This is a genomic window from Myxococcus vastator, from assembly GCF_010894475.1.
In the GTDB taxonomy this organism is placed as follows: domain Bacteria; phylum Myxococcota; class Myxococcia; order Myxococcales; family Myxococcaceae; genus Myxococcus; species Myxococcus vastator.
Window position 1 is genome coordinate 26,801 of sequence record NZ_JAAIYB010000005.1, and the last position, 24,798, is coordinate 51,598.

At 70.5% G+C, this 24,798-nt stretch carries 17 protein-coding genes; 8 read left to right on the forward strand and 9 right to left on the reverse strand.

Annotated elements, in window-relative coordinates:
- Positions 1-33 precede the first annotated feature (33 nt).
- From G4D87_RS01140 to G4D87_RS01155, 4 genes are all read left to right on the forward strand, one after another.
- Positions 34-2,142: a two-component system sensor histidine kinase NtrB gene (locus G4D87_RS01140; RefSeq protein WP_163777424.1), complete on the forward strand. Its 2,109-nt coding sequence runs from the start codon at positions 34-36 to the stop codon at positions 2,140-2,142.
- Positions 2,132-3,490 carry a sigma-54-dependent transcriptional regulator gene (locus tag G4D87_RS01145; RefSeq protein ID WP_163777426.1) on the forward strand — a complete coding sequence of 453 codons (1,359 nt, stop codon included), beginning with the start codon at positions 2,132-2,134 and terminating at the stop codon, positions 3,488-3,490. Before G4D87_RS01140 ends, G4D87_RS01145 begins: the two co-directional genes overlap by 11 nt.
- Positions 3,491-3,612: 122 nt before the next feature.
- The gene (locus G4D87_RS01150) at positions 3,613-4,026 is read left to right on the forward strand and encodes a DNA-binding response regulator (RefSeq protein WP_163777428.1); all 414 of its coding nucleotides are present in this window, start codon (positions 3,613-3,615) and stop codon (positions 4,024-4,026) included.
- Positions 4,019-4,516: a DUF6232 family protein gene (locus G4D87_RS01155; RefSeq protein WP_163777430.1), complete on the forward strand. Its 498-nt coding sequence runs from the start codon at positions 4,019-4,021 to the stop codon at positions 4,514-4,516. The genes G4D87_RS01150 and G4D87_RS01155 overlap by 8 nt, the downstream gene beginning before the upstream one ends.
- 26 nt (positions 4,517-4,542) lie before the next feature.
- Here G4D87_RS01155 and G4D87_RS01160 read toward each other — a convergent pair whose 3' ends face one another.
- The 4 genes from G4D87_RS01160 to G4D87_RS01175 are packed head-to-tail and all read right to left on the reverse strand — an operon-like array spanning position 4,543 to position 8,132.
- A complete protein-coding gene (locus G4D87_RS01160) occupies positions 4,543-5,535 on the reverse strand; it encodes a sulfotransferase family protein (RefSeq protein WP_163777432.1) in 993 nt (330 codons plus the stop codon).
- Positions 5,532-5,738, reverse strand: a complete 207-nt coding sequence (locus G4D87_RS01165) for a Nif11-like leader peptide family natural product precursor (protein WP_163777433.1) — start codon at positions 5,736-5,738, stop codon at positions 5,532-5,534. The genes G4D87_RS01160 and G4D87_RS01165 overlap by 4 nt, the downstream gene beginning before the upstream one ends.
- Positions 5,728-6,309: an aspartyl/asparaginyl beta-hydroxylase domain-containing protein gene (locus G4D87_RS01170; RefSeq protein WP_163777434.1), complete on the reverse strand. Its 582-nt coding sequence runs from the start codon at positions 6,307-6,309 to the stop codon at positions 5,728-5,730. The genes G4D87_RS01165 and G4D87_RS01170 overlap by 11 nt, the downstream gene beginning before the upstream one ends.
- Positions 6,310-6,347: 38 nt before the next feature.
- Positions 6,348-8,132, reverse strand: coding sequence for a GAF domain-containing protein (locus G4D87_RS01175; protein WP_163777435.1), 1,785 nt, complete (start codon positions 8,130-8,132; stop codon positions 6,348-6,350).
- Between the two features lie 200 nt (positions 8,133-8,332).
- Here G4D87_RS01175 and G4D87_RS01180 point away from each other — a divergent pair, with 200 nt between their 5' ends.
- Genes G4D87_RS01180 through G4D87_RS01195 form a run of 4 tightly spaced genes read left to right on the forward strand, consistent with a single transcriptional unit; the run spans position 8,333 to position 11,794 of the window.
- Entirely contained in the window at positions 8,333-9,556 is a 1,224-nt protein-coding gene (locus tag G4D87_RS01180; RefSeq protein WP_163777437.1) for a hypothetical protein, read from the forward strand.
- Positions 9,553-10,332 carry an AHH domain-containing protein gene (locus G4D87_RS01185; RefSeq protein WP_163777439.1) on the forward strand — a complete coding sequence of 260 codons (780 nt, stop codon included), beginning with the start codon at positions 9,553-9,555 and terminating at the stop codon, positions 10,330-10,332. Before G4D87_RS01180 ends, G4D87_RS01185 begins: the two co-directional genes overlap by 4 nt.
- Entirely contained in the window at positions 10,314-10,946 is a 633-nt protein-coding gene (locus tag G4D87_RS01190; RefSeq protein WP_240357919.1) for an imm11 family protein, read from the forward strand. The genes G4D87_RS01185 and G4D87_RS01190 overlap by 19 nt, the downstream gene beginning before the upstream one ends.
- A 44-nt stretch (positions 10,947-10,990) precedes the next feature.
- Positions 10,991-11,794, forward strand: a complete 804-nt coding sequence (locus tag G4D87_RS01195) for an immunity 49 family protein (RefSeq protein WP_240357920.1) — start codon at positions 10,991-10,993, stop codon at positions 11,792-11,794.
- 151 nt (positions 11,795-11,945) lie between these two features.
- Here G4D87_RS01195 and G4D87_RS01200 read toward each other — a convergent pair whose 3' ends face one another.
- The 5 genes from G4D87_RS01200 to G4D87_RS01220 form a co-directional block, all read right to left on the reverse strand.
- A complete protein-coding gene (locus G4D87_RS01200; protein WP_275902253.1) occupies positions 11,946-13,421 on the reverse strand; it encodes a CHASE2 domain-containing protein in 1,476 nt (491 codons plus the stop codon).
- 71 nt (positions 13,422-13,492) lie between these two features.
- On the reverse strand, positions 13,493-14,662 hold the full coding sequence (locus tag G4D87_RS01205; protein WP_163777444.1) for a FecR family protein: 1,170 nt from the start codon (positions 14,660-14,662) through the stop codon (positions 13,493-13,495).
- Entirely contained in the window at positions 14,659-16,473 is a 1,815-nt protein-coding gene (locus G4D87_RS01210; protein WP_240357921.1) for an OmpA family protein, read from the reverse strand. The genes G4D87_RS01205 and G4D87_RS01210 overlap by 4 nt, the downstream gene beginning before the upstream one ends.
- 123 nt (positions 16,474-16,596) lie before the next feature.
- Positions 16,597-24,030 (reverse strand): Ig-like domain-containing protein, encoded by a 7,434-nt coding sequence (locus G4D87_RS01215; protein WP_240357922.1) that lies wholly within the window; start codon positions 24,028-24,030, stop codon positions 16,597-16,599.
- Between the two features lie 359 nt (positions 24,031-24,389).
- The gene (locus tag G4D87_RS01220) at positions 24,390-24,770 is read right to left on the reverse strand and encodes a response regulator (protein WP_240357923.1); all 381 of its coding nucleotides are present in this window, start codon (positions 24,768-24,770) and stop codon (positions 24,390-24,392) included.
- Positions 24,771-24,798 lie beyond the last annotated feature (28 nt).

Sequence of the window (24,798 nt, forward strand, 5' to 3'; positions counted from 1 at the left end):
TGGGGAGGGGCTGGCGGTTAGACTCGGCGGGCCATGCGGTACGCGCTCGTTCCCATCCTGCTGCTTTGTGTTGCCCTCACGACGGTGGGGGTGGGGGTGTTCACCCTGTTGGAGCGCAACCGGGAGGCCCAGTGGCACCAGTTCGCGGTGGAGCGCCAGGCCCAGTTGGATGAGGCCACGCGCGGGGTGGCGGAGACGCTGGAGGACGTGGCGGAGGACCTGCGCTTCGCCGGGGAGCTGATGTCCCAGCCCGGCACGCAGGCGGAGCACCGGCGGGAGATGCGTGCCCTGCTGGAGGCGGTAGGCCAGTACAAGGTCCTCATCGCCTACGACGCCAGCGGCAAGGAGTGGCTGCGCATGTTGGACCGGCGCATGGGCAAGCAGGTGGCGCGAGCGCCCGTGCTGGCGCAGATGGCGGAGGCGGGACGGCGGGCCCTGCTGCGGCCGCCGGGGGACGTCACGCTGTCACCGCCCATGGAGGATGGCGGCTTTGACTCGCTGCGGGTCATGGCCACGGCGCTGCCCGTGGATGCGCAAGGCCGGCCCGAGGGCGCGGTGGCGGTGCTGGTCGACACGACGTCCTTCTTCACGCCGCTGCGCATCGTGACGTCGGACCCGGACGCGCGGCTGCTGCTCCTGGGCACGTATGGCCAGCCGACCTCCGCGAGCGACCCCACCCTGGCGGACTGGTTCCGGCGGCTGGAGACGGAGGGCTCGCGGGTGCCGGGCTTCATGGCGCTGGCGGCGCGGATGCGCGAGGGCGAGCGCGGCGCGTTGCCGCTTCGCGCGGAGGAGGCGGAGCGCCTGGGGCTGGGCCACTCGGAGGCCATCGCCGTGTTCACCCCCATCCGCGTCCGCGGCGGCAGCCACTGGGCCGCGGCCACGTTGGTGTCCACCGCGACGCTGCGCTCGCATCAGCAGGCGCTCATCTGGCGGCTCATGGCCGCGGCGTTGCTGGTGGCGCTCTTCCTGGTGACGTTCGCCGTGTACGTGGTGCTGGCGCAGCGCCGCGCGGCCGCCTTGCGGGAGAGCCGTCAGCACGCGGACCAGCTGGCGCACCTGCAGGACAAGACGCAGAAGATTCTCGACCACATTCCCTCCGGGGTGCTGGCGCTCACGGTGGATGGGCGCATCAGCGCGGTGAACCAGGTGCTCCGCGAGCGCATGCCCCCGGACGCCATTGGCGCGCCGTTGGAGATGGCGTTCCCCCAGGCGCCGGCGCCGGTGGTGTCCCGGATTCGCGCCCTGGTGGCGGCGGCCGTGAGCGAGTCGCGCGCCCACGGCATCCTGGGAGAGACGCTGGTGCTCTTCGGCGAGGAGGGCCGGTTCAACCTCCACGCGGTGCCGCTGGAGGCGCGCCACCCGGAGGTCCACACGCTGCTGGTGGTGGAGGACCTGAGCAACGTGCGCGCGCTGGAGACGCAGTTGCTGCGCGCGGAGAAGCTGGCCACGGTGGGCGTGCTGGCCGCCGGCATCGCGCACGAGATTGGCACGCCGCTGGGCGTGGTGCGCGGGCGCGCGGAGTACGTGCTGGGCAAGCTGGGCAAGGAGCATCCGCAGGGGCCCGGCATCGCCGTCATCATCGAGCAGATTGACCGGGTGAGCCGCACGCTGCGGCAGCTCCTGGACTTCTCGCGCCTTCAGCCCACTGCGGTGCGGCCGGTGCCGCTCATCTCCCTGCTCCACGACATCCAGGAGCTGCTGCGCATGGAAGTGGAGCGGCGCGGGGTTCGCTTCGAGGTGACGGTGCCGGAGACGCTGCCTCCGCTGGCGGCGGACCCGGACCAGCTCCAGCAGGTGCTGGTGAACCTGGCGCTCAATGCCTGCCACGCGTGTGGTGAGGGCGGACAGGTGACGTTGACCGCGGCGGTGCCGGAGGCGGAGCCGTGGGGGCTGGTGGCGCTCACCCTCCGCGACGACGGCTGCGGCATTCCGCGGGAGCACCTCAATCAGGTCTTCGACCCCTTCTTCACCACCAAGAAGCGGGGACAGGGCACGGGACTGGGCCTGACGATGGTGGCCCACGTCGTGCGCAATCATGGTGGCCGGCTGGAGCTGGAGAGCGAGGAGGGGCGGGGCACCTGCGTCACCGTGCTCTGGCCCATCGCGAAGCCCAGCGCGGAGGAGCGGTATGTCGGTTGAGGGACGCATCCTGGTCGTCGATGACCACGTGGACATGGGCCTCATGCTGCGGGAGCCCCTCACGGACGCGGGCTACGCCGTGGACCTGGCCACGGGCGGCGAAGAGGCCATCCAGATGGCGCGCGCGCGGGCCTACGACGCGGTGCTGTGTGACTTGCGCATGGAGGGGGTGGACGGCCTGGACGTGCTGGAGGCCGTGCGGGCGCTCGACGCGGACATCCCCGTGTTGATGATGACGGCCTTCGGCGGCGTGGAGAGCGCGGTGGAGGCGATGAAGCGCGGCGCGTACCACTACTTCACCAAGCCCTTCCGCCTGGATGAGGTGCTGCTCTTCCTCGAGCGGGCCTTGAAGGAGCGCCGGCTCCAGGTGGAGAACCGGGCCCTGCGGCGCGCCGCCGCCGAGCGCAGCGGGCTGGGCGCCTTGGTGGGCCGCAGCGCGGCGATGCGGAACCTCTACGCGCTCATCGACCGCGTGGCCTACGCCCAGGCGGCGGTGCTGCTGCGGGGCCCCAGCGGCACGGGCAAGGAGCTGGTCGCGCGCGCGCTGCACTTCCAGGGGCCTCGCGCCTCCGGGCCCTTCGTGGCCGTCAACTGCACGGCGCTGCCGCATGACTTGCTGGAGAGCGAGCTGTTCGGTCACCTCAAGGGCGCCTTCACCGGCGCCACCCACGCTCGTCGCGGCCTCTTCGTGGAGGCGGATGGGGGCACGCTGTTCCTGGACGAGATTGGCGACATGCCGCTGGAGCTCCAGGCCCGCCTGCTGCGCGTGCTGGAGGACGGCGAGGTGCGCGCGGTGGGCGCCGACGGCAGCCGCACCGTGGACGTGCGCATCATCGCCGCCACGCACCAGGACCTGGACGCCCGCGTGCGCGAGGGCCGCTTCCGCGCGGACCTGTTCTACCGGCTCAACGTCGTGAGCCTGCTGTTGCCGCCGCTGTCGGAGCGACGCGAGGACATCCCCTTGCTGGTGGAGCACTTCACGGCTCGCGCCCGCGCGCGCAACCCGCGTTCGCGGATGCAGTCCTTGTCTCCGGAGGCGGTGGCCGCGCTCGCCACCTTGCCCTGGCCGGGAAACGTGCGTGAGCTGGAGAACCTCATCGAGCGGCTGGCGGTGATGGTGGCGAGCGAGGTCGTGAGTCTGGAGGACTTGCGCCCACACCTGCCACCCGAGGCGCCGGAGGTGCAGCCGCTGGTGATGGCGCAGCACGCGCTGTGGCCCCTGCGGCGGCTGGAGGCGGAGTACATCGCGTGGATGGTGACACGCTGCGGCGGGAACAAGACGCGCGCCGCGGAGGTGCTCGGCATCGATGTATCCACCATCCATCGTCGCGAGCGGGAGCGCGGGTAGGGGCGCGCGGGACACCGTGGTAATCCGCCAGGGGCGTCTGGCGTGATGCAACGGTTCGCCCGCATGTCGCCTGGGCGCTCGGGGCGGGGCCAGCGGGCATGGGCATTGCTTGATGTTGCAACGTGAAGTCTTCGTCCATCGCCCGTGCCCTCCTGCTCGGAGGGGATGCGTCGCTCAGCTCGCTCCTGAGGGACGTGCTGGCGGAGCTGGGCATCGCGCTGGAGTCGGGCGCGCCGGCCGGTGGGTGTCCGGACCTCGTGCTCGTCCACGTCGAGCGGGGTGAGAGTCTCCAGCGTCGGCTTCAGCGCGCCCGGGAGCTTTCGCCTCAGCGGCCCATCATCGCGTTGGTGCCCTTCGCCGATGAGCGGCTGATGGGACTCGCCCTGCGGCTGGGCGCCCGCGACTGTTTCGCGCTGGGCCGTCCGCTCGGTGAGCTGCGCCGGGTGTTGCTGGCCCACGTTTCAGGTCACCGGAGCTCCGTATTCATCTCTCCCGGCGGGGCCGTGCCGCCGTCGACCGAGTCGCCCCATGATTGAGCCTCTCGCCGTGTCCTCGGTGTCCGCCACTCCCGCGTTTCCGGACCGCCCGCTCGTCGCGCCGTCCGCTCCTTCCGAAGTGTCGCTCTTCCAGGACGCCGGTCTGCGAGTGACGACCGAGCGGGTCGTCGCCCGGGGCAGGACGCTGCTGCTCGCGGACGTCCAGCGGGTGGAGACGGTGCGGCGCACGCCTCGCATGGTTCCCGTGCTGGCCACGCTGGCGCTGTGCATGAGCGTGGGGCTGCCGGCACTGTCCGCGCTGTCCGTCTCCAGCAGTGCGGCGAAGGGGGGCTACGAGGCGGCGCTGGTCGCCGTCGTCATGGTCATCTTCGGGTGCATCGCGCGGCTCGTCCTGGCCGAGGAGTCGTACCGGCTGGTGCTGCATACCCGCGCCGGCTCCTGGCGTGTGCGCGCGAGCAAGGATCCGAAGTCCCTCGTGCTGCTCGCCGGGCTCATCCAGGACGCCGTCGCGGCGCGGCGGCGGCACTGAGCGGGCGCAGGCGGCCCTGGCCCGTGCTACAGCCCGCCATCCTCGCGCAGGCGTTCGGCTTCCAGCGCGTCGTGGATGGGACGGCCCCAGAGCTCCGCCAGGGCCCGTCCATGCGATGAGACGCGGCGAGCCTTCTCCTCCGTGTCGTCCTCGAAGGGCAGCACGGGGTTCTTCGCGTTCCGCTCCAGGGCATCGCGCAGGCGCGGGGCGTCCTCGGCCGTCGGCTCCAGACCGAACAACTCCGTGAGCACTCGCAGCCCCTCCGGCTGGAGCTGCCGGTAGTCCATCAGCCGCGCCGTGCCTGTCCGCGCGCGATAGCCTCGCAGGCCCGCGTCGCAGATGGCCGCGAGGACGCGCGCGCCGTACTCGTCCATCGGCATGCCTTCGAGTTGCCCGGCCTCCAGGCCCAGGTGCGCGGGGTCCAGCAGTCCCGGCAGCATGTGCGCGCCCCGGTGATTCTGATGCGACGCCATGACCTCCACCGGGTCCCGGTAGAGGAACATCCACGGCACGCCAGGGAAGGCGCGCTGGAGCAGCGGAAGCTCCAGGATGTGCCACGCGTCCAGCTTGAGGAACACCGCGCGCTCCTCCGGATGGCGCTGCTGTCCCAGGGCTCCCACCGCCGCGCGCAGCCATTCGATGCGCTGGGTGTCCGTGACGCCTGGCAGGCGTTGGTGCGCGCGCAGCACCGTGTCCACGGGGCCGGCTTCGGACAGCACGATGTGGCGTGGCAGCGCGGCCAGCAGCTGCGCCACCAGCGTGGAGCCGCAGCGGGACATGTGGAAGACGAGCCCGCGCACCGGCAGGCCGGGCTGCCGGGCGTGTCGTTCCACCAGCGCGTCCATGGACGTCTGATGCCGGAAGAGCAGGGCGAAGGGGTGGCGGAGCCGCCGCTCCAGCGTCTCGTCGAAGAACGGGTCCGTGAAGCGCTGGCCCCCCAGGTGGCACCAGTCCACGCGCGGCTGCCCTTCGTCCACATGGATGCGCGCGGGCACCCAGCCCTCCAGGTCCGGTGTCATATCCATCGCTCCCGCCAGACCCGGCGAGCGGCGCGCAGGGCTTCGTGGAGGTCCTCGGCGGTGAAGTGGCAGCCGTGCGCGGCGCCCAGCTCGATGGCGCGTGCGATGAAGGCCGCGGTGTCCGGCGTCTCCCGCAGCGCGTCCTGGAGCGTGACGTCCTCCAGGACGCGGAGACGGAAGCGCTCGAAGGCCTCAGCGCCCATTCACGGCCCCCGTGAAGACGTCTCGCAGCCAGTCATTCACGTCGCAGTCTAGCACCAGGTGGACGCGGTCGGTGTCGCTGGGGTTGTCCACCCGGTGGGGACGGTTGAAATCCAGGTACCAGCACTCACCGGGCTGGAGGACGACGCGCTCGCCTCCGAGGAAGAAGGCCACGTCGGGGTGCGTGGTGATGGGGACGTGGAGCCGCACCTCGCCGTCCGCGTAGCCCAGGTTGTAGTCCGTGTGCTCGCGGATGCGCGCGCCCGCCGCGAGCTTCAACAGCCGCGCGGCGCCGATGGGACACTGAAACGTGGCGAGCACGGCGCGCAGCGCGGGGCAGCGCGCGAGCAGCGGCGTGTCGGCGTAGCGCTCGCGCCCCGTCGGGTCCGGATAGATGCGGCCTTCCATTCCGCCAATGGAGCGCAGGGGCACGCCGCTCCAATCGCCCTCGTATTCGCGCTTGTTGAAGTGGGGAACCCACGCCTCGGCGGGCAGGGCCGCGAGCTCTTGCTGGAGCGGCGCGGCGTCGAAGTGGAAGGGCAGGCGGAGGCGGTCGGGCACGGGCGTCGACATGCGGTGCTCCTCGTCGCGGTGAAGGGTTTCAGCGTGGCTCATGCCAGCCGCGGAGGCCGGTGCTCCGTCTTGGCCCGGAGGAGCGCCGCCTGGGCGCGGGCCAGCGTCCCCTGCGGATCCTCCTCGCCCTCGACAGTCACGGTCGCGGACACCACCTCGGGCGCGCCCGGGGTGGCGTGCAGCTTCTGGCGCTGCGCTTCGGCTCGCGTCGCGTCCACGCCAGGAAGGGCCAGCAGGAACGTCCCGCCTTCCCAGCGCACCGCGAAGCCTCCAGGGACGCCCAGGGCTTCGGTGATGCGTGCGCCGTCTCGCAGCGTGGCGTCTCCCGCGTCGAAGCCCTGCGTCGCGTTGATGTGTCCCAGGCCCACCAGGTCCGCGAGCAGCACGCTGAAGGGCTTTCCATCCCTGCGGCAGCGGCCAATCTCGCGCAGCACCCGTTCTTCGCCCGCGCGCCGCGAGTCCAGTCCCGTCAGCGCGTCCACCCGGTGCTGTCGCTCCCGCTCCTCACGGGCTGGCCGGGTGTGTCCGATGTCAGCGAGCGCCAGCATCTGCGCCATGCCGCCAGGGATGGGGAAGGGCCGAGCCACCCACCGCAGCCGGCGCGGCTGGGGACGCTCCAGGACGAGCGTGAGGCGGAGGCCTCGGGACGACTCGGAGGCCAGGTCGAGCTGCCGCAGCGTGCTCGCCGGGTCGGCGGTGAGTCCCGCGACGTGCTGGCAGAAGGCCTCGAACGTCATGGCCGGGAAGGGCTCTGGCGGCAGGCCGAGCAGGTCCGTCATCGCGGCGTTGCACGCGTGAGGTTTGCGCCCAGGCGCCACCAGCAGCGCCGCCACGTCCAGGGCCTGCACCGCATCGCGCAGGAGCCCCAGGGCCGACGCTTCGGTGAGCGCGGGCTCCGCCTGGGCCTTCCCGGCGGCCTGGTTCACCCGGGCCCGCTGTTCCAGGTCCTCGGCGACGCGGTTCGCGAGCTCCCGCAGCGCGGCCAGGTCCTCGGCGCCCAGGACGAGCGGGCGCGTGTCGATGACGCACAGCGAGCCCAGGACCTCGCCCGTGGACGTCAGCAGCGGCGCGCCCGCGTAGCTGCCCACGACGCCGTCGCGCACCAGCGGGTTGTCACGGAAGTAGGGGTGGCGCCGGGCGTCCGGCACGACGAGCGGCTCGCGCCCCTGCACCACATGGTGACAGAACGCCCAGTCGCGCGGCGTGCCCCGGTCCTTCGCGAGAGAGGGTGGCAGTCCGACGTGGGCCTTGAACCACTGGCGCTCGCCCAGCATCAGCGTCAGCAACGCCACGGGAACACCGAAGGCCTGGGCGACCTCCTTCACGAGCTGCTGGAGCTCCGCCTCGGGTGGTCCGTTGTCGACCAGGTGCATGGCCGCGATGCTCGCCAGCCGTTGCCGCTCCTGCTCACCGGACACCTCCGCCGCGGGTGGCTGTGGCGCGAGCTGTCCGGTGAGCACGCGCCGCAGGGTCTCCCGCATCAGCTCCGAGGACGTCCGGCGGCTGAGCAACGCGTGGATGCCCAGCACCTCCTTGAGCTGCCATGCGCGGACGCGCAGCTCGTCGAAGGCGGTAATCACCACGACCTGCGTCTCGGCGGAGTCCTCCTGTTCCCGAAGCCACGTCAGCAGCGTGAAGCCGTCCAGCTTGGGCAGCGCCAGGTCCGTGACGAGCAGCAGGGGCGCGCCGCGCTGGCGCATGACGTCTTGGGCCTCCGCACCATCCTTGGCGACGACGCCCTCCAGGCCCTCCGCCGTCACCAGGGACAAGAGGCCAGCGGCTCGCTGCGGGTCGGGCTCGGCGATGAGGGCGTAGCGGCGCATGCGGGAGCGGGGATGCTGCCACGGCTGCTGGCTGGCTCAAGGCTCCGTGTGACGCAGGGGCGCCTGGAGCGGCTGTTTGGCTGTCCGCTAGTCCTGGCGCATCGCGTCGGCGCGGGCGCGCTGGGCCTCAGGCTTCCTTGCAACGAGGACCGGGCGTACGCTACCAGGGACTCAGCGTCCCCCCTCACGAGGCTTCAGGCATGAGCCATCGCGTCTCGCCTCAGGCGGCTTCTGGTTCGTGGCAGGGGCAGGGGATCTCGATTACGGGACTGGGGCTGGTGTCCGCCCTGGCAGGCGATGTGGTCACCAGTTGTGCCGCCGCGCGTGCAGGACTCTCCCAATGGGCGGAGCTGGATGTCCTCGTTTCGGATGAGGACGCGCTGGAGAGCGTTCCCTTGAAGGGGAAGTCCATCCCCTGGCTCACCGATGGGTTCGAGGGCATTGGCAGGCTTATCCAACTCGGGCAGGCCGCGCTCGCGGATCTCCTGGAGTACTCCGGCCTTGATGCCGTAGCGCTCCCAAGGACGGGGTTCCTCGTGCAACTCCCGGGAGGGGACCTCCTGGAGACACACGTCACCCGGAGTCTCGCGGCCCTGACGGATGCGAAACTGCGGGGCAGCGTCCTCGCTGAGTTCCGCGACGAGCAGGCGCGCGCTCGGGCGCTACTCTCACGCCGGGTGATTCCCGAAACACTGCAACTGAACGGGCTGTCCCTTCCCGTCCACGCCATCCAGCAATGCGTGTTCGGCGGGCCCGCGACTTTCGTCCAGATGCTCGCCCACGCCAGCGAGCTTCTGCGGACTCGGCAGCTCGACCGATGCATCGTCGGCGGCATCGACTCCTACGTGGAACTCGACGTCTTGACGTGTGCGTACGAGCTGGGGCTCGTGAGGACCCCGAGACAGCCCGTAGGGTTCTTTCCAGGCGAAGCGGCTGCCTTCGTGTTGCTGGAGCGGACGGAGGAGGCCCGAGCGCGCGGTGGGCGTATCGAGGCGGCCTTGGGTGCCATGGCACTCCATCGGGAGTCGTTTCACCGGTTCTCAGGTGCAGCTCCCGTGGGCACCGCGCTCTTCAAGTCCATGTCGAGCTGTCTCGAGCAGAGCAAGGACGCCACCCGGCAGCCTGACCTCGCAATTGTCAACCTGAACGGCGATGAGTTCCGCGCCAGAGACTTCGGTACGACACTCGTCCGGTTGGCTGGCGTGGGTTTACCGTCCCACTTCCGGCAATGGTATCCGGTTGAGCAGTTTGGAGAGGTTGGCGCGGCCACGGGGGCTGCTTCAATCTGCCTGGGCGTGAGAGGATTTGCGCGGAATTACGCCAGGAGCCCGAGCATCCTCGTGGCCCTGCTTGATGAGCAGGAAGCCCGCGGCGCCTTCGTCCTGGAGAACGCCCACGAGCAGTCTGGCGGGAGGGCCCCATGAGTGGCGATAATGAAGACCACATCGAGAAACTCAAGACTGACGAGTCCCATCAGGATGGGGAGGGCAACGGCTGTGTCACCCGTTGCATTTGGGAGAGGCAGGGAGGCAAGTTCGTCTGCAAGAAGGCAGGGCACGACCACAAAGAGAACGGCTACAACTATCAGCTCGCCAATGAGGCGGACTGGTACAACCTGGACTTCTACAACCCAGGCGAGGCCCGGCAGCGGTTCGACCAGATTTTCAATACCCCCATCAAGGCCGCGTACCGTGACCCCACGAAGGTCGACAAGGTCTGGTACATGGGGGCCGGCCCTTATGCCCATCTCAACTTCAAGGGCAGCGACTGGTGGCCCTGGGCCAACAACGCCCACCACATCATCCCGGTTGATGACGTGTTGACGAGTCTCCTGAAGTTCGACGAACTCCAGTTGCTCCAACAAGCGAAGTACAACGTCCATAAGGGCGTGAACATCATCTACCTGCCCAAGTCAGAGAGGCGCAGCAGGCTCTATCAACTTCCCAGGCATCCCAAGTATCACAGCACCTACAGCAGGGATGTCCGGCTGGCGGTCGACAGGGTCAAACTGAAGCTCACCAAGGCGAAGGATTCCGAGGACAAGAAGAACCACAAGGCCGTCACCAAGGAGACGGCCCCGGACCTCGCCAATCACCTGCACCAGTTCTCGAAGAGGACTCGCGCGGACCTGCGGGAGTTCGGGCTCAGCAGCCCCGGTTCGCATATCAATCAGCTCTTCGAGTGGATGAACTCACGCTAGCACGCCACATCCCCACGCACGAAACCATGGCCTCATACGTCATCTTTCATGAAGCTTCCGACTCGAAGAACTGCCTCCTCGGAAAGTGCCCCGAAGCATTGGATGAGAAGCGCTGGAGGATTGCGGAAGGGCTGCGGATGGATGAACGCTACCCGCCGGATGTCACGCTGCAGATGGACGAGGAGCACCGGGGCCTCAACGTTCCCGACCTGGTCGCCAACACCCTCCACCTGTGCATCGTCTCCGGCAGACTCAAGGCGCTGCTCGAGCAAGAGTCAGGCGCCAACATCGAGTTCCTTCCCGCGGCGATCGCCAATCACAAGGGGCGGCGCGTGCCTGGCGAGTACTTCATCGCGAACGTGCTGGATACCTACGATTGCGTTGACCGTGACAAGAGCGACTTCGACACCTTCGCGAGTAATCCCGACGAGTTCACCGGCTTGTTCCGGCTCAGCCTTCGCGAGGACGAGATCCCCGCGAACGCGAAGCTCTTCCGCATCAAACCCATGGGCACTGTGCTCGTCATCCGCGAGGACTTGCGCGCCGCGCTTGAGGCGAAGGGCATGACGGGAGTCAACTACATCGCCATGGGTAAGCGCTGTAGCATCTACTGACCCCGCTTGCTGGGCTCGTCATGTCCTCGCTCCGACCTACCCCCTTGGAAGTCATCCGGGATGACACGCTGTTCTCGCTGGGAGAGGCCCTTCGCTCCCTGCGGGTTGGAGATGCTCGCGAACAATCCGGTGAGGTCTATTCCACGGTGGCGCTCTGCCACCGCCGCCTGGCTTTCTGCGCCCTGCTCGCTCAGGCCGATGTCGGCAGGTTTGCCACCCACCTCTGTCACTCCGGGCGGGCTCGCCTCCAGTTCCTGCGGCTCGTCGCCGCCGGGCATGGAAGTGAGCCCCTCTATCGCTGCGCCAGCAAAGCCTTCTCCTTTATTGATGCGCTGACGGCGGGGCAGCTGGACCTGGCTGTGGAGATTGCCCGCCTCGAAGCGGGCAGGAGTGACCCTTCTCATGAGTACGAGGAGGACTTCCTCCTGCACCACTTCCTGCACCGTTTCACGATGCAGTTGCACGCAGGCGTGGCTTCCGAGCTGTCAGGGATTCTGGACCGGTGGGAGTCCGTACTCCAAGGCAAGGAGGACGGCTACCTCATGGTCTGCCGGGCGCTGCAGGCGCGAAGCGCCCTGGACTTCAACCAAGCGATGGAAGGCGTCATCGCGGAGCGCATCCTCACCTTCAAGAAAAAGCCTCGCGACGAGGGGCCCAACGACGAGCTGCGTCGCACTGAGGGGGCCATCTTCATGAACGGATTGGCGCTCCTGAGGCTCGCTGAGTTGTGCGGGCTGGAGACGTTTCGCGAATATCCGACCCTCCCGGGGATGGCCCGCGTTCCACTGGGTGGACGACTTCCCCCCGTAGACGGCTGGCGTGCCCCGCTCACTGGCACCCTTGACTGACAGGGCGGTCAAGTCCCGAAGCTTGTGTCGTGGGTTCGAGGGAGGACAGCGCTTCGGAGGCATCAATCAGCGGCGATGGCGAGCTCGGCCTTCAGGCTCGTAGCCATGGCGTTTGGGTTGGGTTGTTTGGGCTTGTCTGGAGTTGTTGCTTCTATTGGTTGGTGCCTCGTGGTGTTGAGGTGGCTTTGTCGGACGTCGATGGTTGAGCAGGCGTGTTTTGATTTGCGTCTACTATCGAGGCCTGGGGGTAGCGGATGAAGAGCCGGCGAAGGGCGCCGCGCTGCCGGCCCATCTCCTGCGCGCGCGACGCCGCGTCCACCACCAGCATCAGCGTCAGGCCCACCCACGAGGGGAGCAGGGGAAGGACCCAGCCCGGGTCCGACGCCAGCCACGCCACCAGCGCCGTGTGCAGGACGGCCAGCGTCACCGCCCACCGGAGGACCGCGCCCGACGTGCGCGCGCGCCGGCAGCACCAGGCGAAGGCCGCGAGCACCGCCGCGGTCTCCAGAACGCCCAGCAGCGCCACCCGCCCCGACGAGCGCATCAACCGGCCCGAGCGCAGGTTGTCCAGGGCGAAGGCGTGAATCTCCACGCCGGGCACGGCCACCTGGCCGGGCAGGGTGCTCTGTCCATGCAGTCCCGTGGCGGTGACCCCCACGAAGACCGTCTTGCCGCGCAGCGCCAGGTCCAGGCCCACCGAGCGCGGGTCCGCGTGCAGCAGGTCCGCCAGGCTCACCCGGGGCAGCCAGTTGGGCGCGGGCAGCCGCATCAGCGGTGCGCCATGGTCCACGGCCGCTCGTTCGCGCAGGGGCTCCGCCCGCTCGGGCATCAGCTGCAGCGCGGTGGCCAGCGCCAGGGAAGGCCAGGCTTGCCCGCTGACGCCCACGGCGTAGGGATAGCGCCGGATGACGCCGTCACCATCCACCAGCATGTTGAGGGTTCCACTGCCCCGGGCCGCCATGCGCAGGGGCGCGATGCTCCCCGCCACCTCCTGAGCCTGGAGCCGCAGCGCCCGGGCGGGCAGGGCCAGCGGCGTGCCCAGGGCACCATCCTCCAGGGGCGCCATCACCGGGACGTCGTCCGTGAGCGCGGCGGCTCCCAGCACGACACCGTGCCCTTCCGAAATCGCCTCGGCCAGCCGGGCATCGCCGTCGCGCGCGCGGAGCCGCGCCTCCAACTCCGCCGCCAAGGCTTCGCCCGCGGGCTGCTCCGTCAACCCCGAGCGGCGCAGCGCCTCCAGGATGTCCTCACCCAGCTCCAGCGCGTCACGCGGCCCGGGCTGGTCGAAGACGACGTCCACCGCCACGGCCGCGGGGCGCTGGGCGGCGAGCGCCTGGAAGGCGCGGGCCCACGTGGTGCGTGACAACGGCCAACGCTCGCCCAGCGTCGCGAGGGCGCGGTCATCCACTTCCACCAGCACCAGGTCCGCGCTGGGCGGCACGGCGGGCAGCAGCCGGCTCACCGCCTGGTCGTAGAGCGAGCGCTCCAGGAAGCCGGGAGCGCCCCCCGTGGCCGCCGTCACCACCGCCAGCGCGACGCCCACGCACGCGCCCAATCCCCGCGCGACGGCGGGCGAGGGCAGACGGAGACCGTCGCGGCGGTGGGGCTCGGCGGGACTGGAGTCCATGGGCGGGGCCTGCTGGCAGGCAGGGCTCGGCCATCATGCGTGCGCGGATGGGCGCACGCAATGCAACCGTCTCAGGGCTGGACGTCGAAGGCGTAGATCTTCGAGGGGAAGCCCACGAAGCCATCACCGTCCACGGCCATCACCCGCCAGAACCACTTGCCCTGACGGGGCCCGGGAATCGCCAGCTCCGCGCTGGCGGTGGCATACGTCTGGACCTCCGCGGCGAAGTCCGCCGTGCGAGCCACCTCCACGCGGTACGTCGCGGCGCCCTCCAACGTCCGCCAGGACACCTTCGGGACCGTGGCGAACGCGCCACCCCGAGGGCCCACCAGCGTGGGCGCCGACAACAGCGGGCGAGGCGGCTCCGGGGGCGAGCCCGGCTTCGCGCGCGAGCCATGTCCGCCAGAGACTTCGACCTCGGCCTGCTCCGCGCTGAGGGCCACCTTGCCTTCCAGCGTCTCCAGCCGGCTGGTGCCGTCGTCCTGGGCCGCCACGCGGAACCGGGTGCCCCGCACACCGGCCACCGCGCCGCGCGTGCGGACCTCGAAGATGGAACCCGCGCCACCCGGCGCCGCGTTCGTCTCCACGGAGCCGCGCAGCAGGTCCAACTGCACCTTGCGCTGGAGGTTCGCCATCAGCTCGATGGCGCCCAACTTGACGAGGCTGTTCTCCACCACGCGCACCGTGCTGCCGTCCGCCAGGGCCAGCTCCGCCTGGGCGCCCGCGCCGGTGCGCAGCAGCTCACCCGGGTAGAGCGAGTCACCCACCGTCCGCGCGAGGAGCTGGGCTTCCGTCGCGCCGGCCTCCACCGCGCCGCTGGCCGCCCGCAGCCGGGCCACCGCGGGCTGGGCGGGCCGCTCCACGTAGGCGAGCTGGAGCTGTGCGGGCTCACCCTCCACGGACGACGGCGCCACGGCGGACACGCGCGTGCGGGGCACGCCCGCCGCCACCAACACGTCCGCGGCCCGCTTCGCCGCGGCCAGGCCCCGGCCGTCCAGCCGGTCCGCGTCCGGGAGCTTCGCCGCCACCGTCACGGAACGGATGGCGGGGCGCGCCAGGACCGCCTGGGCCACGTGCGCCAGGCACGCGTCCGTCTCCGCGCCCTGGGGCGCCAGCGGCCGGCCGAACACCATCCGGCCGCTTTCGAAGCGTAGCCCGCCGCACGGTGCCTGCGCCTGTGCGGCGAACGCGGGCGCACCCGCGAGCACCACCGCCATCATCCAAGGGGCTGTCCGCCTCAACGCGTGCCTCCTCCCGTCGAAGGCTCGGCGACCTTCACGATGTTGAACTCGACGCGACGGTTGTTCTCGCGCCCCTTGGCCGTCTTGTTGGTGTCCACGGGCTTCGCCTCACCATAGCCCACCGCGTCCAGCCGCTCCGCCGCGATGCCTTCCTTCACCAGGAAGGCCACCACATTCTTCGCCCGCCGCTGGGACAGGTCCAGGTTCTTCGCGTCGTTGCCCTGGGCATCCGTGTGGCCTTCCACACGGACCCCCTGAATCCGCGGGTTCGCCTTGAGCGTGGAGGCCACCTGCCGCAGCAGGCCGTGGGACCTGGCCAGAATCACGTCCCGGCCCGTGCCGAAGTACACCTTGTCCAGGATGACGATGCGCGCGCCCTCCACGCGCACCTGCGCCTTGCCCTTGTCCGGGCAGCCGTCGTCATCCTTCACGCCGTTGATGGTCTCCGCCTCCAGCGGGCACTGGTCTACGGCGTCCGGGATGCCGTCCTGGTCGTTGTCGGCGTCGGGGCAGCCGTCCTCATCCTCGAAGCCGTCCAGGTCCTCCGGCGCGTTGGGGCACAGGTCCTCCGAGTCGACGATGCCATCCTTGTCGGTGTCCGCTGGCGCGGGCGGCAGCGCCAGGGGGGCCGGGGCCGGCGCGGGCTGGCCCGCCTCGGAGGGCGGCTGGTGGGCGTTCGGGTCATCCGGGCAGCCGTCCTCGTCCTGGAAGCCGTTGAGGGTCTCCGGCTCGGTGGGGCACACGTCGGCGACGTCGGGGATGCCGTCGCCGTCGTCGTCCGGGTCCAGGCAGTTGTCGTCGTCCTGGAAGCCGTCGTGGTCCTCCGGCCCCAGGTCGCAGACCGGCGCGGCGGCCGTGGCGGGGCCGCTCTTGGACTCGAACGGCGTGAAGGCCACACCCGCGAGCACGCGGAAGGACGGGGTGCCATAGCCCCGCGTCAGACCCGGACCCGCGCCCACATGCGCGGCCATCCCCGGCGTGAAGCGGTACTTCAGCGCGGCCAGGACTTCCATGGGCCGCTCCTCGGAGCTCGTCTCCTTCAAACCCAGCGCGCCCGCGAGAGTGGCCTGCGCCGTGAGGGCCTGCGTGAGGGGCACCTCGGCGCCCACCGCGTAGGCGAACTCGTTGCCCACGCGCAGGTTGCGCAGCTGCTCCTCGCGCCGGACGTTGAAGCCCACGTTGGCCAGCAGGCGGACGGCGGTGGTGGCCCACTCGGCCACGAAGCGCGGCTGGAACGTCACCGTGTCCGAGCCCAGGAACTTCGAGCCACCGCCCGTGGGCAGCGTCAGGGGCGCCGTCACTGCCAGGTGGAGGCCGCTGTCCGTGGAGAGCAGGCGGACCTTCGGAACCAGCCGCAGGTCACCCACGCCCGTGGTCCCCACGCCGTTCGACAGGTCCGGTGCCACGGCGGCGGCGGGCTCGGACGTCGTGTGGGAGACGGGCAGCGCCACGCCAAGCTCCACCCGGTCGAACAGGGAGATGGCGCCCATCAGGTCCAGCGTGAGCTGGCTGTCCACGATGCGGTAGAGGAACCGGTCCGCGCGCGGGTCCACGAGGTTGAGCGGGTCATCCGCGTAGTTGAGCGACGCGCCCAGGTTCCAGGACAGATGCGGCGCGATGCGCGCGCCCTGCATGCCGAGCACGTCATAGGCGCCCGGGGCCGGCTTGTACTGCTGCACGTCGATGGCCTGCGACGCCGCGGGTTGGGCGCTGGCGGTGGCCGAAGCCACCAGCAGCAACGGGGCGGCGAGCCGTGTCACGCGGCGAAGGAAGCTGCGCGGTGCGGACGGTGTGGAGTCGGGAAGGGGCATGGCAGGTCGAGGCTGAGACGGGCCCCGTCGAGGAGCCGCGAAGGTTGTCACCGGCGGATGACCGACTCAAGAAACGATGAGCAGGAACATCCGCCGGCGTCGTGACAGAGCGGCGGTGCTGAGTCAGGCGGCCCGGACGGAGCGGCTTCCCGTGCGGCGCAGGCGGCGCAGCAGGGGCAGGGCGAGCAGCCACAGCGCCAGCGGAGCGAAGGTGCCCGCGCCGCCGGTGCTGCAGCCGTGGCCCGCGATGGTGAAGTCGTCGTTGGCGTCCAGCGGGTGGGTCCCGCCGGAGACTTCCTCACCATCGCTGGCGCCGCCGCCATCCGTGTCGGCGTTGTTCGGGTCCGTCTCGCCGTTGTCGAGCGCGCCGTTGTGGTTGGCGTCCTCCACCCCGTCGTTCAGGCCGTCACCGTCCGTGTCCGGGTCGAGCGGGTCGGTGGGGTTGGTGCCCTGCACCTCCACACCGTCGCTCAGGCCGTCGTCATCCGTGTCCGCGTTGTTGGGGTCGGTCTCCGTGGCGTCGACGCGGCCGTCGTGGTTGGCGTCCTCCTCGCCGTCCATCAGGCCGTCATCGTCCGTGTCCGGGTTCTTCGGGTCGGTGGTGGTGGCCGGGTCCGCGTCCGGAAGGAAGTGGGGCGAGTCGCGGTCCGTGTCCGCCGGAGCGCTCTCCAGCGTCACGCCCAGCTCCGTGCCGTCCAGGATGCCGTCGTTGTCGCTGTCCGGATCCAACGCGTCGATGAGGCCGTCATCATCCGTGTCGGTGATGCCGTCGATGCCGTCCGGAACGCCGTCGGAGTCACTGTCCGCGTTGTGGGGATCGAGCCCCAGCGCGATTTCGGTCGCATCGTCGATGCCGTCGAGGTCGGCGTCGATGTCGTCCGCGGCCAGCAGCGGATCCGTCTCGTCCGGGTCCACCCGGCCGTTGTGGTTGACGTCCTCGATGCCGTCACGCACGCTGCCACCGTCCGTGTCCGGGTTGAGCGGGTCCGTCACCGTCGCCGGGTCCGCGTCCGCCACGAAGCGCGTCATGTCCGTGCCCGTGCCCTGGGGCTCGGTGAGGCCCCGCTCCAGGCCGTCCGACAGCAGGTCGCCGTCGGTGTCCCCGTTCTTCGGGTCCGTCTCACCCTCGTCGACGATGCCGTCGTGGTTGGCGTCCTCGTTGCCGTCCAGGAGGCCGTCGTCGTCCGTGTCGTCGTCGAGCGGGTCCGTCCCGGCGACCTGCACCTCGATGCCGTCCGGCAGGCCGTCACCGTCCGTGTCGGGGTTGTTCGGGTCGGTGCCCAGCGCGAGCTCCTCCGCGTCCGTGAGGCCGTCGTTGTCCGCGTCGGCGGTGACCACCCAGGTGTAGGTGGCCGGCGTGGCGTCCACGTTGCCCACCGCGTCCACGGCGCGCACGTGGAGCGTGTGCGAGCCCAGCGCCAGGTCGTTGAACGTGGCTGGGTCCGTGCACGGCGCATAGGCCGCGCCGTCCAGGCTGCACTCGTAGGTGACGTTCGGCTCCGAGGCGTCGAAGTCGAACGTGGCCACGGCCGGGGCCTCCGTCAGCGGCGGGCCGGCGGTGATGACCGTCTCCGGCGCCGTGGTGTCCACCGTCCAGGTGTAGCTGGCCGGCGTCGGGTCCACGTTGCCATCGGTGTCGCGGGCGCGGACCTCCAGGACGTGCTCGCCGTCCGTCAGGCCCGTCAGCTCGGCCGGGTTGTCGCAGGCCGAGAAGGGCGCGCCGTCCAGGCTGCACGCGTAGGTGACGGGAGCCTCATCCGACGCGAACCCGAAGGTGGCCATGTCGGAGGCGCTCAGCGCAGGCGGCGTCTGGGTGAAGGTCGTCTCGGGCGGCTCGGCGTCCACGGTGAACGTGTGCGTCACCGCGTCGCTGCTGTTGCCGGCCTCGTCCGTCGCGGTGACGGAGACGGTGTGCGGCCCCTCCGCCAGCGTCGTATCGACTGGGAGCGTCCACTGGCCCGAGGCATCCGCCTCCACCGTGCCGACGGTGTTTCCGTCGACCACGACCACCACCGTGCTGTGCGGCTCCGCGGTGCCCGTGTACGTCACCGTCGCGGTGTCGAGCACCTCGCCGCTGGCGGGGAAGGTGATGGCCACTGCCGGCGCTTCGGTGTCCACCTCCCAGGTGTGCGTGGCCGGCGTCCCGTCCACGTTGCCCGCGGCGTCCACCGCGCGCACCGCCAGGGTGTGGCTGCCATCCGCCAGCGGACCGAACTGCGCCTGCGCCGTGCACGCCGTGAAGGCCGCGCCGTCCAGGCTGCACTCGTACGTCACCGGGGACTCGTTCGAAGAGAAGACGAAGGACGCGAAGGTCTCGTTCGTCAGCGCCTCCGGGCCACTGTCGATGGCAGTGTCCGGCGCCGAGGTGTCCACCGTGAAGGTGACGCTCGCCGGGGCGCTCTCGTTGCCCGCGGAGTCGGTCGCCGTGACGACGGCCGTGTACGTGTCATCACCCAGCGACACCGGCGGCGTGAAGCTCCAGTTGCCGGAGCCGTCCACGGCGATGGGGCCGTAGGTGGTTCCGCCCAGCGTCACGTGGACGGACACCGCTCCCTGCGCGGTGCCGGTGAGCGTCACGGTGCCATCATCGAGCACCGCGCCAGAGGTGGGCGACACGATGACCGGCGCGGCCGGCGGCGTCAGGTCCACCGTCCAGGTGTAGGTGGCAGGCGAGGCATCCACGTTGCCCGCGCCGTCCACCGCGCGGACCCACAGGGTGTGCTCGCCCTCGGCGAAGCCCTGGAACGTCACCGGGCTGGCGCAGGCGGCGTACGTCGCGCCATCCACGCTGCACTCGAAGGTGGAGCCCGCCTCGTTGGCCGCGAGCTCGAACGTCGCGGACGTCGCGTTCGTCGGCGAGGTGGGACCGGACACGATGACGGTGTCCGGCGCCTCCGTGTCCACGGTCCACGCGTGCTCGGCCGGCGTCGGGTCCACGTTGCCCACGGCGTCCACCGCGCGCACGAGGAACAGGTGCTCGCCATCCGCCAGGCCGGTGTACGTCACCGGCGAGGCACAGGGCGCGAACGACGCGCCGTCCAGGCTGCACTGGAAGCCCACGCCGCCCCCTTCGGAGCGCAGCTCGAAGGGGGCCGACGTCTCGCGCGTGAGCGCCGCCGGAGCGGCGTCGATGAACGTCTCCGGCGCCGTCTGGTCGATGACGAAGCCGTGGGACACCGGGCTGGAGGCGTTCCCCGCCGCGTCCACGCCGGTGGCGATGACGGTGACCGGGCCTTCCGGCTGCGCATCCGGAAGCGTGAAGGTCCATTCGCCGTTCGCATCCACCGGGATGGGGCCATACGTGGCGCTGCCCACCTCCAGGTAGACGGAGCTGCCCGCGTCACCCGTGCCGGTGAGGGTCGGCGTCGCGGTGCCCACCTCGGCGCCGCTGGCCGGCGAGACGATGGCCGGCGCCGACGGCGGCACCAGGTCCACCGTCCATGCATGGGTCGCGGGGGTCGGGTCGACGGTGCCCAGGGCATTCACGGCCCGCACCGCCAGCGCATGGGGGCCTTCCGCCAGGCCGCTGAACACCGCGGGGCTGACGCAGGACGTGAACGCCGCGCCGTCCAGGCTGCACTCGAAGCTGACGCCGCCGTTCTCCGTGCGGAGCGTGAAGGTCGCGGACGTCTCGCGGGTGAAGGCCGCCGGGGCGGAGTCGATGAAGGTCTCCGGCGTGGACAGGTCGATGGAGAAGTCATGTGACGTCTCCTCGCTGGTGTTGCCCGCCGCGTCCGTCGCGGTGGCTTCCACGGTGTGCGGCCCCTCGTCGAGGGCCTCCGGGCTGGCGATGCTCCAGTTTCCGTCGCCATCCGCCGTCACCGTGCCCACCACGTCACCGTCCACCACCACCGTCACCTGCGCGTAAGGCTCCGCGGTGCCCTCGAAGACAGGCGTCGCGATGGCAAGGGTGGCGCCGTTGCCGGGCATGGTGATTTCCGGAGCGTCCGGAGCCACCGTGTCCACGGTGAAGGAGGTGGGGGCGATCGGGTCGCTCACGTTGCCCGCGGCGTCCGTGGCCGTCGCCGTGACGGTGTGCGGCCCCTGGTCCAGCATCACGGGCGGCGTGAAGGTCCAGTCGCCATTCGCATCCACGGGGGCGGTGCCCAGCACGTCGCCATCCACCGTCACCGTCACCAGGGTGCCCGGCTGCGCCGTACCGGAGATGACAGGCTGCTGCGTGGGCACCGAGACGCCGTTGGCCGGCACGTCGATGGCGGGCGCGTCCGGCGCGGTGGTGTCCACCGTCCAGGTGCGAGTGGCGGGCGTGGGGTCTACGTTGCCCGCCGCATCCACCGCGCGCACCGCGAAGGTGTGCGCGCCGTCCGCAAGGCCCGTCATCGTCACGGGGCTGGTGCAGGCGGTGAAGGGCCCACCGTCAAGCGAGCACTCGAAGGTGGCCGGCGTCTCGCTGGAGGTGAAGCTGAACGTCGCCTCGGTGTCCGTCGTCGCGCCCGAGGGGCCACCGGAGAGGGTGGTGTCCGGCGCGATGCTGTCGATGGTCCACGAGTAGACGGCCGGCGTCGGGTCCGTGTTTCCAGCCGCGTCCACGGCGCGGACCTCCAGCGTGTGGTTGCCCTGCGCCAGCGCCGGGAAGGTCATCGGGTCGGTGCAGGGCGTGAACAGCACCGCCCCGTCCAGCCGGCATTCATACGTCGCGTCGCTCTCGTTGGCGCTGAAGTCGAACGTCGCGTCCGCGGAGCTGGACAGCAGTGGCGGCGTGCTGGCGAAGGTCGTCTCCGGCGCCACCGTGTCCACCGTCCACGCGCGGGTGGCGGGCGTGGCGTCGACGTTGCCCGCGGCGTCACGGGCGCGCACCGCGAAGGTGTGAGTGCCCTCGGCCAGGCCGGTGAAGGACGTGGGCGAGGTGCAGGCGGTGAACGGCGCGCCGTCCAGGCTGCACTCGAAGGTGGCGGGGCTCTCCGTGGCGTCGAAGGTGAACGCCGCGCTGCTGGAGGTCGTCATGCCGGACGGTCCCGTGAGCAGGGTGGTGTCCGGCGCCACCGTGTCCACGGTCCACGAGCGGGTGGCGGGCGTCGGGTCCACGTTGCCGGCGGTGTCGCGGGCGCGCACCGCGAAGGAGTGAGTGCCCTCGGCCAGGCCGGTGAAGGACGTGGGCGAGGCGCAGGCGGCGAAGGTCGCGCCGTCCAGGCTGCACTCGAAGGTGGCGGGGCTCTCCGTGGCGGTGAAGGTGAACGCGGCGTTGGCGGAGCTCGTCGTCCCCGAAGGACCGCTGACGATGCTGGTGTCGGGAGCGGACGTGTCCACCGTCCAGGTCCGGCTGGCGGGCGTGGCGTCGATGTTGCCCGCCGCGTCCACCGCGCGCACCAGGAGGGTGTGGCTGCCCTGGGACAGGCCCGTGAATGTCCGCGGATCCGAGCAGGCAGTGAAGGCCGCGCCATCCAGCGCACACTGGTACGTCACGCCACTCTCGTTGGAGCCGAAGTCGAACGTGGCGCTGGCGGAGTTCGTCAGGCCGGACGGGCCGCTGACGATGGTGGTGTCTGGCGCCACGGTGTCCACCGTCCACGCGCGGGTCGCGGGCGTCGGGTCCACGTTGCCACCCACGTCCCGAGCGCGCACCGCCAACGTGTGGTTGCCCTGCGCCAGGGACGCATAGACAGCCGGCGAAGCGCAGGACGCGAAGGCCGCGCCGTCCAGGCTGCAATCGTAGGTGACGGGGCTCTCGTTGGACGCGAAGGTGAAGCTCGCGTTGGTGGAGGCCACCGCCCCGGTGGGCCCGGTGAGGATGCTCGTGTCCGGGGCGACGGTGTCGACGGTGAAGCTCACCTGCGTGGGCGGGCCGACGTTGCCGGCCGGGTCACTGGCCGTGACGGTGGCGGTGTGCGTGCCCTCCGGAAGCGTCGCGCTGGTACAGGACCAGGCGCCGGTGGTCGCGTGCGCCGTGGCGCTGCAGACCTCGACGCCATCAATCACCACGCTCACGGTGCTGCCGGGTTCGGCCGTGCCGGTGAAGACGGGCGCGTTCGTCACCACGGTGCTGCCGGGCGCCGGGGCCGTCACCTCGGGCGCGTCCGGAACGGACACGACGATGGTCGTCGGACCGGTGGTGTTGGGGGAAGGGGAGCTGGTCGCGGAGCTGGCGGGCGCGCCGCGCTCACCCTCCGCGGTGATGGTGGCCTGATTGGCGACGACACCGGAGGCATCCGCGTTCACCACGGCGCGGAAGCGGATGCTCGTGCTCTGGTTCAGCGCCAGGCTGCCGCCCAGGGTGGCCGTCGCGCCGGTGCCCAGGCGCACGGTGATGACGCCCGCGGCGCTGACCTCGCCCACGTCGTCTCCCGAAGCATCCGTCACCGCGCCCGCGTTGGGGCCGGAGACCACCTCCAGCGAGTTCGGCACGTAGGTGAGCTGGGAGGGGAGCGGGTCGGTAAGGACGGTCTCGATGCTGACGTCGTCACCGGTGTTGGTGGTGACGATGGTGTATTCAATGACGTCGCCGCCGCGCAGCGAGCCGTCCGCGCGGGGATTCACGGGCGACGCCGTCTTGTACGTGTTGGTGAAGTCCGGCCGGAGCGTGGCGATGGACGTCGCGAAGGCGCCCAGGATGTAGGAGTCACCGGAGGACGTCGCGGTCACCGTCATGGAGGTGGCGCCGCCCGAGACACGGTCGGTGATGTCCACGATGTCCAGGTCCACGCCGGACATGCTCCCCTGCGCGCCCGTCAGCCGGGGCAGGTCATTGGCATGGGTGGCCGAGCTGCCCAGCTCCGAGCGCGTGCTATTGAAGAAGTTGTTCGAGGGGTTGCTGCCATCGGAGATGGCCACGCCGTTGACGCGGAACTGGTCGCCGGTGCGCGTGGCGTCACCTTCGAAGGCCAGCACGCCCAGCTTGGCGTCGAAGCCCGACGGCGGGACGTTGAAGCCAGACAGCGTCACCGTCTGGGGATTGCCGTTGCTGACGTAGTCCATGCCATCGAAGAGCGTCAGGTTGCGGATGGGCGAGGCCGGGTGCCGGTAGAAGACGACCAGCGCCCAGGCGCTGAACGGGTCCGTGCTGTTGAGGCTGCTGATGGGGGCCGCATCCACGTCACTCACCTCGAAGACGCCCGTGCCATGGGCGGCGACCAGGCTGGTGACGTCCGCGGAGGACTCGTAGATGTACCGGCCATTCGGGGAGTAGTTGTGCGTGACGTCGGCCGTCAGCAACTGTGAGAACACGCCCGGCCGGCTGAACTCCGCGGTGGTGTCCGGCGTCCGGTTCGACGTGGTGGTGGACAGGTGCGCCGCCCAGTACAGGCGCGCATACGTCACGACGGCGCCCGCGGGCACCTGCAGCGCGGCCCGCGTCCGGGCCTGGGTGGCCGACACGGACGTGTGTGCGAAGGCCGTGCCCGTCTGAATGGTCCAATACACGTCCACGGAGTCGTCCGACGTGTTCGACCCGCAGCTCCCCACGGTGCCCACCATGGGGCTGGGGACGTCGTTGGAGCAGTCCTGGGCCAGCGTGTTGCCAACCATGAGGATGTCGCCGCGCTGATTCGCGGTGTGGCGCAGGACGGGGGCCGCCGTTGCCTGGGCCGCCGATACCGCCACCAGGAGGGCAAGTGCCCAGGGCAGACGTGCGGCAAAAGCCGGGGAATCGCCGTGGGGCGTGAAGTCCCTGACAAATACCTGCCGCCGGGGAGAAGGCTCGCTGGGGGACGGGGCTCGCTCAGTCACGCCGAGGTGCCAGAGCAACCGGGGTGCCAACGTGAAAAAGTGAAATCTCAGCCGAGTTGTCTGCGTTTGAAGCCAGCTTGGAACGCAACAGCGTGGTGGTTGTCCGAAGCCTGGATCTGGTTTCTGGAATCTGGAAACGCGCGCGGTGGGGCGCTTCGCGGCCACGGCGAACGAAAGTCAGGGATTGCTGATTTGGAGCCCGGGTGGACTCGCGCGCGGCGGCAGGGCGCGAACTACACCGCGGTGGCGGCGAGCAGGCGTGAGACGTGCTCGGCCAGCGCGGGCAGCGGCTGCGGCTTGGAGAGCACCAGGTCCACGCCCAGCACCTGCGCGCGGTCGGTGAGCTCCTGGGTGGCGAACGCCGTCAGCAGCACCACCCGCGTCTGGGGGGTGAAGCGGCGCACGAAGTCCGCCAGCATCAGCCCTTCTTCGGAGAGCGTTCCGCTCAAGCGCAGGTCGCTGATGACCAGGTCGTAGCGGCCCGTCGTCATCAAGTCCAACGCTTCATCCAGCGCGCCCGCCGAGTCCACGCGGTAGCCGGCCCCGGAGAAGAACTGGCCCAACACCCAGCAGAGGGAAGACTCGTCGTCGACGATCAGGATGTTCTGGGCCACGGGGCGGGCCCTCAAGCAAGCTCAGGGC

Bases quoted from the DNA above. Each gene is read 5' to 3' on its own strand.
- G4D87_RS01200 (WP_275902253.1), bottom strand. From the start codon at position 13,421: ATGGACTCCAGTCCCGCCGAGCCCCACCGCCGCGACGGTCTCCGTCTG.
- G4D87_RS01160 (WP_163777432.1), bottom strand. From the start codon at position 5,535: ATGACACCGGACCTGGAGGGCTGGGTGCCCGCGCGCATCCATGTGGAC.
- G4D87_RS01165 (WP_163777433.1), bottom strand. From the start codon at position 5,738: ATGGGCGCTGAGGCCTTCGAGCGCTTCCGTCTCCGCGTCCTGGAGGAC.
- G4D87_RS01180 (WP_163777437.1), top strand. From the start codon at position 8,333: ATGAGCCATCGCGTCTCGCCTCAGGCGGCTTCTGGTTCGTGGCAGGGG.
- G4D87_RS01185 (WP_163777439.1), top strand. From the start codon at position 9,553: ATGAGTGGCGATAATGAAGACCACATCGAGAAACTCAAGACTGACGAG.
- G4D87_RS01170 (WP_163777434.1), bottom strand. From the start codon at position 6,309: ATGTCGACGCCCGTGCCCGACCGCCTCCGCCTGCCCTTCCACTTCGAC.
- G4D87_RS01155 (WP_163777430.1), top strand. From the start codon at position 4,019: ATGATTGAGCCTCTCGCCGTGTCCTCGGTGTCCGCCACTCCCGCGTTT.
- G4D87_RS01210 (WP_240357921.1), bottom strand. From the start codon at position 16,473: ATGCCCCTTCCCGACTCCACACCGTCCGCACCGCGCAGCTTCCTTCGC.
- G4D87_RS01140 (WP_163777424.1), top strand. From the start codon at position 34: ATGCGGTACGCGCTCGTTCCCATCCTGCTGCTTTGTGTTGCCCTCACG.
- G4D87_RS01175 (WP_163777435.1), bottom strand. From the start codon at position 8,132: ATGCGCCGCTACGCCCTCATCGCCGAGCCCGACCCGCAGCGAGCCGCT.
- G4D87_RS01145 (WP_163777426.1), top strand. From the start codon at position 2,132: ATGTCGGTTGAGGGACGCATCCTGGTCGTCGATGACCACGTGGACATG.